Origin of the sequence: Dyella sp. 2RAB6 (assembly GCF_052115385.1) — a bacterium.
Taxonomy (GTDB): domain Bacteria; phylum Pseudomonadota; class Gammaproteobacteria; order Xanthomonadales; family Rhodanobacteraceae; genus Dyella_D.
On sequence record NZ_JBFRGP010000004.1, the window covers coordinates 300,484 to 314,378 of the forward strand.

Below are 13,895 nucleotides of genomic sequence, written 5' to 3' on the forward strand. Positions count from 1 at the left end.
GGCGAACCCCCACGATGCGATGCGTTTGAATGCGCCGGTGTTGGGGTTCGCCTGCGGCTCACCCCAACCTACGCCGGGTCTTCGTTGTTGCCGTGCTCCCGCCGAAACCGCGCCGGCGTGGTCCCCATGTAATGCCGGAACGCCTTTCCGAACGCCGCTTCGGATTGATATCCCACGTCCTGCCCGATATCTCCGGTTCGCCGCCGCGTACGCAACAGCAGGTCCCCCGCGATCTGCATGCGCAGCCGCGCCAGGCATTCGCCCGGCGTCATCCCCGCGCGCTCGCCGAAATGCCGCGCGAAACTGGCGCGCGACATCGCCGCGACACGGCCCAGCTCCTCCAGCGTCCAGGCGCGCGCAGGCTCCGCCAGCATCGCCTGCACCGCGCTGCCGAGGCGGGCATCGGCCAGCAGCGGCAGCAGGCCGTGCACGTCGCCGGTGGCGTAGGCGCGCAGGGCCAGCGCGAACAGCGCATGGGTGAGTGCGGTGACCACCGCCAGCGCACCGGGCTGGCGCTGGCCGGCTTCGTGGCGCATCAGGGCGACCAGGGCTTGCAGGGCTTCCATGCCGGCGGCGTCGCGCAGCGAGACTTTCAGCGTGGCGGGCAGGGTGGACAGCAGCAGGCTGGCGGAGGTCGGCGCGTAGCGGAAGCGGCCGCACAGCAGGTCCAGTTCGGGCGGGCCATCGGCATTGCGGCGCAGCGGCAGCAGGCCGTCGTGCTCGGTCCGCACCGGCGCGGCGCGGGGCTGGCCGCGGCGGTCGCGGACCAGGTGGGCGGCGCCGTGCGGGAAGATCACCAGGTCGCCGGCTTCCAGCTCCAGCGCGGCCTCGCCGGCAGGCTCGATCGCGCAGCCGCCGTCGAGCACCAGATGGAACAGCGCTTCGCCGCGCGGCGCTGCGGCATGGTCGACGGCGAAGCCGCCGGCGAACTGGCAGCGCACGTCCAGGTTGCCTTGCAGTTGCGCGAGCTGGATCAGACGGCTGAGGGCGTCCATGAGACGTTCGCGCCAACAATAGAGTCGCGCGAGTATTCAGCGGAGCGGCGGGCGGCGCAACACTGCGCAGCAAGGCGGGCAGGCAGCCCGCCCTTCCCAAACCAAACCTTCAGGAGAACGGTCATGCTCGACTGGGTCCAATACCGCAACGAACTGCTCGGCCGCATCGGCGAGATCGGCAAGCTCAGCCCCGGCACGCTCGCCGGCTACCAGACGCTCAGCAGCGCCGGCGAGAAGACCGGCCACCTGGATGCGAAGACGCGCGAGCTGATCGCGCTGGCGGTGGCGGTGACCACCCGCTGCGATGGCTGTATCACCGTGCATTCCGCCGCGGCGCTGAAGAACGGCGCCAGCCACGAGGAAATCGCCGAGGCGCTGGGCGTGGCGGTGGCCTTGAACGCAGGTGCGGCGCTGGTCTACTCGGCGCGCGTGCTGGATGCCGTCAGCGCGCACGAAAAGGCCTGACGGACGCGTCCGGCCGCGGGCTCGCGCCACGGCCGGATGTCGCGCGACATACCACTTTCAAAGAGACGCATACATGGAAGCGAAGGATGCGGGCACGGCGGTGCCGTGGCCGGTGGGTTTGTTCGCCAGCGTGATGGGTCTGGCTGGCTTGTCGGTGGCCTGGCGCCTGGCGGCGCGGGCCGGTGCAGCGGGGTGGATCGGCGATGGCATCGCCGTGCTTGCCTGGCTGGTATTCCTGTTGCTGGTGGGCGTGCAGTTGCAGCGCGCGTGGCGCGACGGCAAGGCCTGGCGGGCGGAGTTGCGCCACCCCGCGACGGCGCCGTTCCTGGGCACGTTCTGGATCAGTCTCCTGCTGCTGCCGATGCTGCTGCCGGTCGGCATGCCGGCACGCGCGATGTGGCTGGCCGGTTGTGCCGGCATGCTGGTGTGCGCGTGGCGGAACTTCCTGCAATGGACGGCCGGTACGCTGGAAGAAGGGCAGGTGAGCGCCGCATGGCTGATCCCGGTGGTGGGCCTGCTGGATATCCCGCTGGCGTTTCCGCTGCTGGGGCCGCCGGTGTTGGGCGAAGTCATGCTGTTCGCCCTGGCCGCGGGATTCGTGCTGGCGATACCGGTGTTCTCGCTGGTGTTCGGGCGGCTGGTTTCGCGTGCACCGGTGGCGCAGCCGACTCTGCTGATTCTGCTGGCGCCGTTCGCGGTGGGGTTTTCCGCCTACGTGGCGATGGCCGGTGCGGTGGATGCGCTGGCGCGGTCGCTGTTCTATCTGGACCTGTTCCTGCTCGCGGTGCTGTTGCCGCGCGTGTACTCGATGCTGCGCGGGCAACCGTTCCGCCTCAGCTGGTGGGCATTGAGTTTCCCGCTGGCGGCGAGCGCGGTGGCGGCGCAGCGCTACGCGCTGGCGGTGCCGACGATGTTCAGTCGTGCGATCGCTGTGGCATTGCTTGCGCTGGCCACGGTGGCGATCGGCGCGCTGGCCTGGCGCAGCCTGCGCGGGCTGGTGCGGGGCGAGATGTTGGTGCCGGTCGCGACGGTGCGCTGAGCCCTGTCAGCGCGCGGCGGGCCGATAGTTGCCGGACAGGGTGGCGCCGCCGCGGCAGAAGGCGGCCAGCGAAAAGCGGTCGTCTTCCTGTTCGCTGAAGACATCGACGCTGCCGTTGCCGGCGCGACGCACGGTAAGCACGGCGCCGCTTTTCCAGTCCTGCAAGGAGGCGAGCAGGCGGTCGTCGACGCGTATCGCCGCGGCGCTGAAGCTGCAGCCGCCGGCGCCAGCGTCTTCGAGATCCAGCCAGTAACCGTCGCCACGGCGTGCGATCTCCAGCTGCTGGGTGCCCTGCGCGTAGCGGCCTTCGAACGGCACCGGGGCGGAGGCGGTCACGGGCGGTGCCGGCGCCGGTGCCGGAGCGCAGCTGGCCAGCGCCATGCCCAGGGCGCATGCGAGAAAACGGTACGGGTGGCATGGTGCCGGCTGCATGAAGCGAAGGTAGCGCAAGCGCGACGGCGCGGAACACCGCCGCTCCGCGTAAAATGCCGCCGTTTCCGCTTTCGAAAGGCCGGCCGGTGAATGCTGCCGCACTGTCCTCCGCGCATGTGGCGCTGGAGGCCCTGTTCGTTCCCATCGCCACGGGGCAGTTGCGCCTGCCGCCGGACGGGCGCGTGCTGTTCCTGCATGCGCGCGACGGTTTCCGTCTGCGCGAGATGGTGCAGCCGGGCTGGATCTGCATGCAGAGCTTCAAGCCGTTCGCGGCCGAGCTGGAACGCAGCGGCTTGCAGGGGGGCGATCCGCCGGCCGATGAGCATTTTCCGCTGGTGCTGGTGCTGCCGCCGCGGCAGCGCGACGAAGCGCGCGCGCTGTTCGCCCGCGCGGTGCGGCATGCCACGCCCGGCGGCATCGTGCTGGCGTGCATGCCCAATGCCGGCGGCGCGCGCTCCGGCGAGGCCGACCTGGCGCAGCTGGCCGGCCCGGTGGCGCAGCTGTCCAAGCACAAATGCCGCGTGTTCTGGAGCGCGCCGCTCGGCGATCGCGTGAACGCCGCGCTGCTGGACGAGTGGGCCGCGTTCGACCAGCCGCGCCAGAACCCGGCCGGCTACTGGAGCCGCCCCGGCCTGTTCGCCTGGGACCGCGTGGACGTGGCCTCGGCCTTGCTGGCCGCGCATCTGCCGGCCGGGCTGGGTGGGCGCGTGGCGGATCTGGGCGCCGGCTACGGCTATCTCTCGGCGCAGGTACTGGCGCGCTGCCCGCGGGTGGAGGCGATCGATCTGTACGAAGCGGAAGCGCGCGCGCTGGAACCGGCGCGCTTGAATATGCAGGCCGCGCGGCAGGAAAGCGGCCATGCCGTGCAGATCGGCGTGCACTGGCACGACGTCGCCGCGGGCCTGCCCGAGCGCTACGACGCCATCGTCAGCAATCCGCCGTTCCATCAGCAGGGCCGCGAAGACCTGCCGGAGCTGGGCCGCGCCTTTATCGCCGCAGCCGCATCGGCACTGCGGCCGCACGGAAGTTTCTGGATGGTTGCCAATCGGCACCTTCCTTACGAGGCCACGCTCGCTGGCCGTTTCGCCGAGGTGCGCACGGTCGTGGCGCAGGAGGGTTTCAAAGTGATCGAAGCACGGGGCGTGCGCGCATGAAGCTGGTCAAGCTGATCGCCAATCTTGGCTATGGCAGCCGCAAGGACGTGGCGTGGATGTTCCGCGAGGGGCGCATCACCGATGTGCAGGGCGAGGTGCTGTACGCCGACGACAAGCTGGCGCATGAGCAGATCCTGGTCGATGGCGAACCGCTCGATCCGCCGCCGGGCCTGGCGCTGATCATGCACAAGCCGGTGGGCTATACCTGCTCGCGCAAGGACCAGGGCCGCGTGGTGTTCGACCTGCTGCCGCCGCGCTACCGCATGCGCGATCCGGCGCTGTCCACGGTCGGCCGGCTCGATCGCGATACCTCAGGCCTGTTGCTGTTCACCGACGACGGCGCGCTGCTGCACCGGATCATTTCGCCGCGCGCGCAGGTGGCCAAGGTGTACGAGGTGGAACTGGCCAATGATTTGCGTGGCGACGAAGGCGCGCTGTTCGCCAGCGGCAGCATGCTGCTGGAAGCCGAGCGCGAGCCGCTGGAGCCGGCGCAACTGGAGGTGCTGGGGCCGCGCCGCGCGCGGCTGTCCATCACCGAAGGGCGCTATCACCAGGTGCGGCGGATGTTCGCCGCGGTGGGCAACCACGTGGAGGCGCTGCACCGCGCCTCGGTCGGCGGACTGGTGCTGCGCGAAGAGCTGGCGCCCGGCAACTGGCGCATGCTTGCGCCGGACGAGGTCGAGACGATCTTCGGCTGAGTCTTCAGGACTCGGCGGGCATCGAAAGAACTTGCTGGCGCGCCCGCGCCAGTTCGTCTTCGCGGCGCGAGCGCGCGCCGGGTTGCCAGGAAACCAGATGGAATTCCGCAGCCTTGTTTCTCGTCTTCGCATCCTGGCCCGCTTTCGCGGCAATCATCCCTGCGATCCGCTGGATTCCGCGTCCAAGTGCGAAACCCGCCAATGGCATCTGCATAGTCTGGGATCCCCCAAGGGCTGCCCCCTGGCAGCCGTGAACGCATAGTAAACAGAAAAATTGCTATGTGTGTGAACTGTGAAATCGTCTAGGTCGAAGGTCACGTTCCGGTCTGATTTACCACTAGCAAAGTCCATACCGATGTCGCGCGGCCAGTCTTGCGTTCGTCTTGCAGTGCCGCATATGGAATGCACGTTCATCGCATTTTCCGGCCATGCAAAAACTCCGTTTCGACAATGCCTTCGTGCGCGAACTTCCTGCGGATCCGACGCAAGGTGCTGCGCTGCGTCAGGTCGCGGCGGCGTATTCGCGGGTCGAGCCGACCCCGGTCGCCGCGCCGAGGCTGATCGCCTGGTCGGCGGAGATGGCCGCCACCCTGGGCCTGGCCGAGACGGATCTGGCCCGCCCCGAGTTCGCCCGCGTGTTTGCCGGCAATGCATTGATGCCGGGCATGGAGCCGTGGGCGGCGAATTACGGCGGGCATCAGTTCGGCGCATGGGCCGGGCAGCTCGGCGATGGCCGCGCCATCTCGCTGGGCGAACTGGTGGACGAGCAGGGGCAGCGGCAGGAATTGCAGTTGAAGGGCGCCGGGCCCACGCCGTACTCGCGCGGTGCGGATGGCCGCGCGGTGCTGCGCTCGTCGATCCGCGAATTCCTGTGCAGCGAGGCGATGCATCACCTGGGCGTGCCGACCACACGCGCGCTGAGCCTGGTGCTCACCGGCGACCAGGTGGTGCGCGACATGTTCTACGACGGCCATCCGCGCGAGGAAGCCGGCGCCATCGTGTGCCGTGTGGCGCCGTCCTTTATCCGCTTCGGCAACTTCGAGTTGCCGGCCTCGCGCGGCGATACGGTGCTGCTGCGCCAGTTGGTTGATTTCACCATCCGCCGCGATTTTCCCGAGCTGCAGGGCGCTGGCGAAGCGCGCTACGCCGAGTGGTTCGGCCAGGTTTGCGAACGCACCGCGCTGATGGTGGCGCACTGGATGCGCGTGGGCTTCGTGCACGGCGTGATGAACACCGACAACATGTCCATCCTCGGCCTCACCATCGACTACGGCCCGTATGGCTGGATCGACAACTTCGATCCGGAGTGGACACCCAACACCACCGACGCGGGGCGGCGCCGCTACCGCTTCGGCCAGCAGCCGGGCATTGCCTGGTGGAATCTGAGCCGGCTGGCCGGCGCGCTGGCGCCGCTGTTCGCCGGCGTGGAGCCGTTGCAGGCGGGGCTGGATCGCTATGCCGACGCCTTCGCCGCGGCGGATCGCCGTTTCGTCACCGCCAAGCTCGGCCTGGCCGAATGCCGCGACGAGGACATCGAGCTGATGAAATCGCTGCAGGCGTTGCTGGCGGAAGGCGAGGTCGATATGACTCTGTTCTTCCGCGCGCTGTCCGAATTGGATCCTTACGTGCCTTCGCTGGATCCGCTGCGCCACGCGTTCTACGACGAGGCGGGCCTGTGGCGCACCGACGCCGGCTTCCAAGCCTGGCTGGCGCGCTACACCGCGCGGCTGGTGGAGGACCCGCAGACGCGCGAGGCGCGCCGCGCGCTGATGCACGGCGTCAATCCGCGCTATGTACTGCGCAACTATCTGGCGCAGGAAGCGATCGATCGCGCGGAGCAGGGCGATTACGCCGGCGTCCATGAATTGCTGGACGTGATGCGCCATCCCTACGACGAGCAGCCCGGCCGCGAGCGCTTTGCGCAGAAGCGGCCGGATTGGGCGCGGCAGAAAGCGGGCTGTTCCATGTTGTCGTGCAGTTCCTGACCTTTTCCGGCAGGTCCTGACGCGGTCGGTCTCTCTATGCCACGGCGGCCTGTCACGTCGTTTCGCTAGCCGGCGAAACGATTCGGCGCGGAAGCGATCACGCTAGCGGGTACGTTCCCCACAAGGCCTGTCGCATGTCCCTGTTGCTCGCCATCGGCCTGGCGGCCGCCCTGCCTGCCACCCACACCTACTATCTGCCCGCGGGCGAAGGGCAGCGCGTGGCGCTGCATTGCATCGAGCCGGAGGGTCACGTCCGTCAGGCTGCTTTGTTCGTGCACGGTGCCAGCTTCCCGACCATGCTCGCTGCAGGTTTCGAATTCGCACCCGGCGATTCGTGGATGGGCTTCATGGCACGCCGCGGCTTTGTCTCCTGCGGACTGGATTTCCTGGGCTTCGGCGCTTCCACCCGCCCACCCGCGATGGCCGGCGCCGCCGATGCGGCGAAGCCCGTCACGCGCGCACCGGAGGCGGCGCGGCAGATCGCGCTGGCGGTGGAAGAGCTGCGCGGCAAGCGCCATCTGGACGTCCATCTGATCGCGCATTCCTGGGGCACGATTCCCGCTGCCGAATATGCCGCCGAGCATCCTGGCACGCTGGCTTCGCTCACCTTGTTCGGTCCGGTGGTGCCGACCGGCGCTGCCGACAAGCCGGACACCACCGCGTGGTGGAGCATCACTGCGCAGCAGCGCTATCAACAATTGCTGTTCGAGCAAGTGCTGCCGAAAGATTTGCGCCTGATCGAGCCGGCGGTAACGCAGCGCTGGGCGGCGGCGTTCGACGCCTCGGTGCCGAAAGTGCGAGGCGATGCCGCGGATGCGCTGCGCATTCCCTCGGGGCCGGTGGCCGATATCCCGCAGGTCCAGGGCGGAAGCTATCCGTACGATCCGGCGCGGATCACCACGCCGGTGTTCGCGGTCTACGGCGATTACGACACGGTGGTCAACGATGCGCAGGCCGCGGATTTCCTGAAGCGCTTCAGCGCCAGCCCGCTGGTGTGGCGTCTGCGCATCGACCACGGCACGCACGTGATGCATCTGGAGCGCTATCGCCATTCGCTTTATCGCAGCGTCGCCGCGTTTATCGATGCCGCGGAGGAGGCGAAGCCGTGATCGCGGTGATCTTCGAGGTGTGGCCGGCGGAGGGTTGCCGCGAGACTTACCTGGATATCGCTGCCGAGCTGCGTCCACTGCTGGAGGAGATCGATGGCTTCCTGTCGATCGAGCGTTTCGAGAGCTTGAGCGAGCGCGGCAAGCTGTTGTCGCTTTCGTGCTGGCGCGATGAGGAAGCGGTGGCAGCATGGCGGCAACAGGAGGCGCATCGCACGGCCCAGCTTGAGGGGCGGCAGGGGATTTTGCGCGACTATCGCCTGCGTGTAGCTGGCGTGATGCGCGACTACGGCATGGACGATCGTGGGCAGGTGCCGGAAGACAGCCGGCGATATCACGATGGGTCCATGCAGCCATAGCCGGTGCCAGGCAGCGCGGTACTCAGTTGCCGAAGCATGTGTGCCCGTTCGTCGCGATCGCACGGTCTGTGCCGTCGATTCGTATTTATTCGTAGTGAGGTCAGTTCAAGGTGGCCCCTGGCCAGGAAGGCCGCACTGAACAGGGCCAATCCTTAATGAGGTCATCACTATGAAATGGCGAAACATGTATTTTGTCGCGCTCATCTTTTCGTGTGCCTTTGCAAGCCAGGTTTTTGCTCAGGCTTACTATCATGACAGTGGGGACTTGCCGCAGCGCGCGGACTGGATGAGGCAATTGCCCGATACCACCCGCTTGTCCGAGATGAGTATTCCGGGCACGCACGATTCGGCGGCCTTGAAGTACGGTGGCGATATCGTTCTCACGCAGTCGTTGACGATCACCCGGCAGTTGAATGGAGGAGTCCGTTTCCTGGATCTTCGGGCGCGTCACATCAACAATGTATTCGCGATGCATCACGGTCCCGTCTATCAGGGGGCGATGTTCGGCGATGTGCTTGGCGAGATGATCGACTTCCTGCGCCGGCATCCTTCGGAAACCATCATTGCGCGCCTGAAGGAGGAGCACGATCCGGCTGGAAATACGCGCTCCTTCGAGCAGACCTTCAAGTCCTATTACGATCCGAACCGGCAGTGGTTCGCCAGCCCCGGGGAGAACAATCCATCGCTGGGGACGCTGCGAGGAAAGATTCTGATCCTGGCTGACTACAGTCGCTCCGATCGCAGCTATGGCCGAAGCTATGGTGGGCTGAACGCCCAGGACGCCTATTCGGTTTCGACGAACTGGGATCTTTATGGCAAGTGGGAGAAAGTGAAGAGCCAGCTCAGTAAGGCCGCGGAGAGTCGCAACGGTACGATCCACATCAATTATCTGAGTGCTTCCGGCGGCGCCTTTCCCTACTTCATCGCCAGCGGCAAATCTTCGCCGGGGACCCACGCCCCTCAATTGGTGACGGGACGCACCACGATCGGAGCCTGGGCGGATTCCTGGCCGGACTTTCCGCGAACCGCCTGCCTGGGCAGCTGGTGCACGATCGAGTTTCTCGGCACCAACGGGTTGACCGTCAATTATTTGAACGGCAAGTCATGGCGCGGTCTTGGCATTGTTGCCGCGGATTTTCCCGGTCCGGATCTGATCGGTGCGCTGGTTCGCGCCAATGCCAATACGCGCCTGAACCGGATCGTGCAGGTATCGACGGGACGCTGCATCGATGCGGAAGGGACGCTGAAGCCGGGTGGCAGCTTGCAGCTGATGCCGTGTCGCCGGCATTCCGCGCAGGACATCAGAATCGATGACCTCAACATGGCGGTAGGCGGAGCGTCGAGCCGGCTATGCATGGATGTGCGCTCTGGCATACCGACGGATCATCAATCGGTGATCCTCTACGACTGCCATGGGGATACCAACCAACAATGGGTCACTCGTGAGGATGGCCGTATTCAAAGCCAGCGCAGGTCGTTGTTCTTGCAGCCCATGTGCCTCACCGTTGAAGGGTTTCCTTCGCGCCTGACGGTACGGCCATGCCAGCTTCGTGGCGCTGATCAGGTCTTCGCTGTCAGGCAGGCGCCGTAAGCGAGGGCGATGAATGGTGGCTGGGCCGGGGTGCGCATAGCGCCTCCCGGCCTGCTTCAGCTCAGCGCAATGCGCTTTCGATGAATTGCCGCAGCTGCGCAGGCGGCAGCGCCCCGGCCTGCCGCGCCATCTCGCGCCCGCCGCGAAACACCATCAGCGTGGGAATACTGCGTATCCCATAACGCTGCGCCAACGTTGGCTGCGCATCCGTATCCACCTTGGCGAACCGCACCCGCGGCTCCCACAGCTGCGCGGCTTGCATGAACACCGGCGCGAACGAACGGCAGGGGCCGCACCATGGCGCCCAGAAATCCACCAGCACCGGCATCTCGCCACGCAGGGCGATGGCGTCGAAGCGCGCGCTATCGAGCTCCACCGGCCGGCCTTCGAACAGCGCCTGCTTGCAGCGCCCGCACACGGGTTTTTCGGCCAGCCGCTCGGAAGGCACGCGATTGAGCGCGCCACAATGAGGGCAGGGGACATTCGTGGTGGCGGACATGGCAGACTCCGGCGGCCGGTTTCGGACGCGGAGATGGTGATGGCCGCAGCGGAAACAAGTCGTGGATCGAGTCTTGGGCTGCGCGCGCTTCAGCTCGCGGGTGCGCTGTGGACTTCGCCCAACAGCTTGCTGGGCCTGCTCGCCGGCCTGTGCTGCCTGTGCCTTGGCGCGCGCCTGCAATGGCGTGGCGACGAACTCGCGCTCAGCTTCGTCCGCGTGCGCTGGCCCGGTCGGGGTGGCGGCGCGCTGACCCTGGGCAACGTGATCCTCTACACCGGCGAGGAACTGGACACGCCCTGCCTGACCTATGCCCACCGCGCCGGCCGCGGCGCGGAAGCGCCGGTCTCGCTGGCCGCGCACGAACGCGCCCACGTCTACCAGTACATGCTGCTCGGCCCGCTGTTCCTGCCGCTGTACCTGCTATGCGGCGGGGTCAGCGTGCGCAATCCGTTCGAGCGCGCCGCCGACCGTTATGCGCGCGACGGCGGCGCGGCCTGGTGGCCATGGCTTAAAGCGGGTAGCGCACCACCAGGTTGATGCTGTTGTTCCAATAGCCGGAGCCGCCATTGCTGGCCGACGCGGCGGAGCTGCGCCCCAGTTGCAGGTCGAGGCGGCCGTTGCCGGGCAGGCGCCCTTGCAGTGACAGGCCGACGGTGTAGACGCCCGCGCCGTTGCCGTCGATCACTTGCCGCCCGCCCAACACCACCGCGCGCAGCTTCCACTGCGGATTGATGCTGTACACGCCGACCAGCCCGAACTGGCCCGAGCGGTAGTTGCGCGGATTGAAATACACGCCGCGGCTGGGTTCGCTGCTGTGGAAGATGCGCCCGGAGAACTCGGCGCCGATCGCCGCGCGGGTGCCGGCGATGTCGTAGGGACTGAGCAGCACGCGCAGCACGCCGCCGTCGCGGTGATTGCCGTCGTTGAAGTTCTGCCGGTAATAGGTGGGCAGCACGTACAGCCGCGGCGCGGGCCGCAGGCTCACGCCGGCGCTGAACAGGTTGTAGAGCAGGTGATGGTCGATCGCGGTGTCGGTCGGCACCGGCGCGCGCTCCGCGCCGGCGCTGAAGCTGAAGACGTCGCTGGGCTGCAAGGTCCAGTCGGCATTGCCCTGCAGGTAGTGCCAGCCGTTGGCGCGGCCGGGGCCGGCGTGCAGGTTGATGGTGTTGTCCTCGCCGAGGCGCAGCTGCGCGGTCAGCGACAGGTCGTCCATGCGGCGCGTGCGGCCGTCGTGGTCGAGATGCGTGGTGCCGGCGGCGACGCCCCAGCGCTGGGTGAAGTCCTCGCTCGAAGACGGCGCGAAACGGTAGGCCGCGGCCAGGCGCCAGGTATCCAGGCCGTCGCTGTCGTGGCTGTAGCCGAAGCCGGCTTCCAACTGCGCGGCGCGGTTGAAGGCGACGTCGTCCTTGAGCAGGCCGTACTGCGTGCCGACGTAGCCGCCGGCATCCGGCGCCGGCGCGGCATCCATGTAGGTCTGGCCGCGATCGAGCCAGCCCAGCGCCTGCTCGGCGCGCAGCAGCTCCACCGTGGGGCGGGTCTGGCTCATCGCATACGGCGCGACCAGCGCGCGTGCTTCGCGCGGGTAGTCGCGCGCATTGAGCGCCTGCGCCAGGCCAGTGGAGGCGGCCTGGCGCGCGGCGTCGTCCGGCGCGGCGTCGCGGGCGATGCGGAACGCGCGGTCGGCGGCGGCGTAATCGCCCAGCCACAGCGTGGACTGGCCCAGGCCCATGGCGGCGGCGTAGCGCTCGTCGCGCGAACCCTGGCCGGCCAGGGCGGCGGCGAAACGGTCGCGCGCCTGCGCGGGCTGGTTGGCGGCGAGGGCCGCGCGGCCGGCGCGCAGGTCATCGGCGACCGTAGCGGATTGGGCGTGCAGCGCCGCGACCGGCGCCAGCGACAAGGCGAACAGCAAGCGTGACGTGTTCATTTCGTCCCCCAGCGCTTGCGCGTCTTCAGCAGCTCGGACGCATAGCCCAGCACGCAGCCGGGTTGCAGCACGATGCCGTAGAACAGCGTGTAGACCAGCAACCCCAGCGGGTTGTGGCGTACCTTCAGGCCCTGCGCGCGGAACATGCGCGACTGGATGAAGAACATCAGGTAATTGACCAGGCCGGCCATCGGCAGCACCAGCAGGGTCATCGGGCCGGCCAGCCAGTAGATGCCGAAGCAGGCCAGCACCAGTCCCGGAATGAAGACCAGGGTGTAGACCAGGTCCATGTAGGGAAACAGTAGGTTCCACCAGATGAAGAGCGTGCTCATGCGGCGCCGGAACAGCAGCGCGCCGTGCGCCTTGAACGCTTCGATCAGGCCGCGCGACCAGCGCTGGCGCTGGCGGATGAACTGGCTGAAGGTGGCCGGCGCATTGGTGAAGGCCACCGCGTCCTCGCAATAGCCCACGCGATGGCCCAGGCGCAGGATCGCCCAGGTCAGCACGATGTCCTCGCCGACGTCTTCGGGCCAGCCGCCGACCTCGCGCAGGATGTCGGTGCGGTACAACGAGAACGCGCCCTGCGCCACCAGGGTGCCCTGGAACAGGCTCTGCAGGCGCTTCACCGCGGCGATGCCGTGGAAGTAATCCCACTCCTGCATGCGCGTGATCAGATTCTGCCGCGAATTGCGCACCAGCACCGCGCCGGCCACCGCGGCGGTGTTCGGCGGATCGCTCAGATAGCGCTCGACCAGCCGGCGCAGCGCATGCTTGTAGAGATAGGAGTCGGCATCCAGCGTGATGGTCAGCGGCTGGGTGGCGTGGCGCAGGCCGACGTTGAGCGCATTGGCCTTGCCGCCGTTGCACTTCAGGTCGATCACGTGCAGCCATGGATGATTGACGCTGCGCAGCCGGTCCATGGTGCCGTCGGTGGAGCCGTCGTTGATCACGATCACCTCCAGCACGCCGCCGTAGTACTGGCGCTCGATGCTGGCGATGGTGGAGAGGATCGAATCCTCTTCGTTGTACGCGGCGACCAGCACGGTGAGGCCGGGCAGTTCGGTGTCGGGCAGGTAGCGGCGCTGCGGGCGGCGATCCAGCAGCAGGCCGAACACCAGGAAGGCGTTCATGAAGCCGGGCAGGATCGCGACGCCGAAGATCATCGCCATCGCCAGCAGCTGGCCTTCCATCGCGGCCAGGTCGTGCAGCCAGCGGCGCGCCAGCAGGTACGACACGATCGACCAGGTCAGCGCCAGCGCGACGGTGAGCGCGAACTTCATGCGCACCGAGAGGTAATGGCGCCGGTACGACGTGCTGTCGACGGGCTTGGCGGATGCCGATGCGATCGGCGGCAGAGGCCGCGGATAGCTGGACCAGTCTTGGGCTTGCGTGCTCATAGGCTTTCCCCTGGATGGCCGGTACTGGCGCAGCACTCCCTGCCGCTGCCGGCCTGGCGCCGGAGTGGAACGTGTCGCTGGTCGATGGAGTGGGCCCGCGTCCCCTGTAGCGAGTGCGCTGTCGGCGGGCTTTCCGCTGGTGTTTCACTGGATAAGCGGCAAAAGCTATGCCACGTACGGCACAGTGAAAATGTTCAGCTAAAACATAGGGCTGCGCGTGAATCCTGGCGCAAAAGGCTGAACGGGATGCG

General features: G+C 67.5%; 15 protein-coding genes. 9 read left to right on the forward strand and 6 right to left on the reverse strand.

Annotated elements, in window-relative coordinates; all coding sequences use genetic code 11:
- Positions 1-68: 68 nt before the first annotated feature.
- Entirely contained in the window at positions 69-995 is a 927-nt protein-coding gene (locus tag AB4083_RS09180; RefSeq protein WP_441607486.1) for a cupin domain-containing protein, read from the reverse strand.
- Between the two features lie 123 nt (positions 996-1,118).
- Between AB4083_RS09180 and AB4083_RS09185 the strand changes: the two genes are divergently transcribed.
- Together AB4083_RS09185 and AB4083_RS09190 are read left to right on the forward strand one after the other, a co-directional pair.
- Entirely contained in the window at positions 1,119-1,460 is a 342-nt protein-coding gene (locus tag AB4083_RS09185) for a carboxymuconolactone decarboxylase family protein (protein ID WP_441607487.1), read from the forward strand.
- 73 nt (positions 1,461-1,533) lie between these two features.
- Positions 1,534-2,499, forward strand: a complete 966-nt coding sequence (locus AB4083_RS09190) for a C4-dicarboxylate ABC transporter (RefSeq protein WP_441607488.1) — start codon at positions 1,534-1,536, stop codon at positions 2,497-2,499.
- Positions 2,500-2,505: 6 nt separating this feature from the next.
- Here AB4083_RS09190 and AB4083_RS09195 read toward each other — a convergent pair whose 3' ends face one another.
- A complete protein-coding gene (locus tag AB4083_RS09195) occupies positions 2,506-2,835 on the reverse strand; it encodes a hypothetical protein (RefSeq protein WP_441607489.1) in 330 nt (109 codons plus the stop codon).
- Between the two features lie 197 nt (positions 2,836-3,032).
- Here AB4083_RS09195 and AB4083_RS09200 point away from each other — a divergent pair, with 197 nt between their 5' ends.
- Entirely contained in the window at positions 3,033-4,085 is a 1,053-nt protein-coding gene (locus AB4083_RS09200) for a class I SAM-dependent methyltransferase (RefSeq protein ID WP_441607625.1), read from the forward strand.
- Positions 4,082-4,783 (forward strand): pseudouridine synthase, encoded by a 702-nt coding sequence (locus AB4083_RS09205; RefSeq protein ID WP_441607490.1) that lies wholly within the window; start codon positions 4,082-4,084, stop codon positions 4,781-4,783. The genes AB4083_RS09200 and AB4083_RS09205 overlap by 4 nt, the downstream gene beginning before the upstream one ends.
- A 4-nt stretch (positions 4,784-4,787) precedes the next feature.
- On the opposite strand, the gene AB4083_RS09210 is transcribed toward AB4083_RS09205, so the two are convergent.
- Complete coding sequence (locus AB4083_RS09210; protein ID WP_441607491.1) at positions 4,788-4,997, reverse strand: hypothetical protein; 210 nt, start codon at positions 4,995-4,997, stop codon at positions 4,788-4,790.
- Positions 4,998-5,211: 214 nt separating this feature from the next.
- On the opposite strand from AB4083_RS09210, the gene AB4083_RS09215 reads away from it, so the two are divergent.
- The 4 genes from AB4083_RS09215 to AB4083_RS09230 all read left to right on the forward strand — a co-directional run bounded on the left by AB4083_RS09215 (position 5,212) and on the right by AB4083_RS09230 (position 9,824).
- Positions 5,212-6,768 (forward strand): protein adenylyltransferase SelO, encoded by a 1,557-nt coding sequence (locus AB4083_RS09215; protein WP_441607492.1) that lies wholly within the window; start codon positions 5,212-5,214, stop codon positions 6,766-6,768.
- 134 nt (positions 6,769-6,902) lie between these two features.
- A complete protein-coding gene (locus AB4083_RS09220) occupies positions 6,903-7,877 on the forward strand; it encodes an alpha/beta hydrolase (RefSeq protein WP_441607493.1) in 975 nt (324 codons plus the stop codon).
- Positions 7,874-8,233 (forward strand): antibiotic biosynthesis monooxygenase family protein, encoded by a 360-nt coding sequence (locus AB4083_RS09225; RefSeq protein WP_441607494.1) that lies wholly within the window; start codon positions 7,874-7,876, stop codon positions 8,231-8,233. Before AB4083_RS09220 ends, AB4083_RS09225 begins: the two co-directional genes overlap by 4 nt.
- Positions 8,234-8,417: 184 nt before the next feature.
- Positions 8,418-9,824, forward strand: coding sequence for a phosphatidylinositol-specific phospholipase C domain-containing protein (locus AB4083_RS09230; protein ID WP_441607495.1), 1,407 nt, complete (start codon positions 8,418-8,420; stop codon positions 9,822-9,824).
- A 61-nt stretch (positions 9,825-9,885) separates the two neighbouring features.
- Here the strand turns inward: AB4083_RS09230 and trxC are convergent, their stop codons facing one another.
- Positions 9,886-10,323 (reverse strand): thioredoxin TrxC, encoded by a 438-nt coding sequence (trxC, locus tag AB4083_RS09235; protein ID WP_441607496.1) that lies wholly within the window; start codon positions 10,321-10,323, stop codon positions 9,886-9,888.
- A gap of 39 nt (positions 10,324-10,362) precedes the next feature.
- Between trxC and AB4083_RS09240 the strand changes: the two genes are divergently transcribed.
- Positions 10,363-10,860, forward strand: a complete 498-nt coding sequence (locus tag AB4083_RS09240; protein ID WP_441607497.1) for a hypothetical protein — start codon at positions 10,363-10,365, stop codon at positions 10,858-10,860.
- Here the strand turns inward: AB4083_RS09240 and AB4083_RS09245 are convergent.
- Both AB4083_RS09245 and AB4083_RS09250 read right to left on the reverse strand, forming a co-directional pair.
- Positions 10,832-12,247: a hypothetical protein gene (locus tag AB4083_RS09245; RefSeq protein ID WP_441607498.1), complete on the reverse strand. Its 1,416-nt coding sequence runs from the start codon at positions 12,245-12,247 to the stop codon at positions 10,832-10,834. The two genes, AB4083_RS09240 and AB4083_RS09245, sit on opposite strands and share 29 nt — an antisense overlap.
- Positions 12,244-13,644, reverse strand: coding sequence for a glycosyltransferase family 2 protein (locus AB4083_RS09250; protein ID WP_441607499.1), 1,401 nt, complete (start codon positions 13,642-13,644; stop codon positions 12,244-12,246). Before AB4083_RS09250 ends, AB4083_RS09245 begins: the two co-directional genes overlap by 4 nt.
- Between the last annotated feature and the right edge of the window lie 251 nt (positions 13,645-13,895).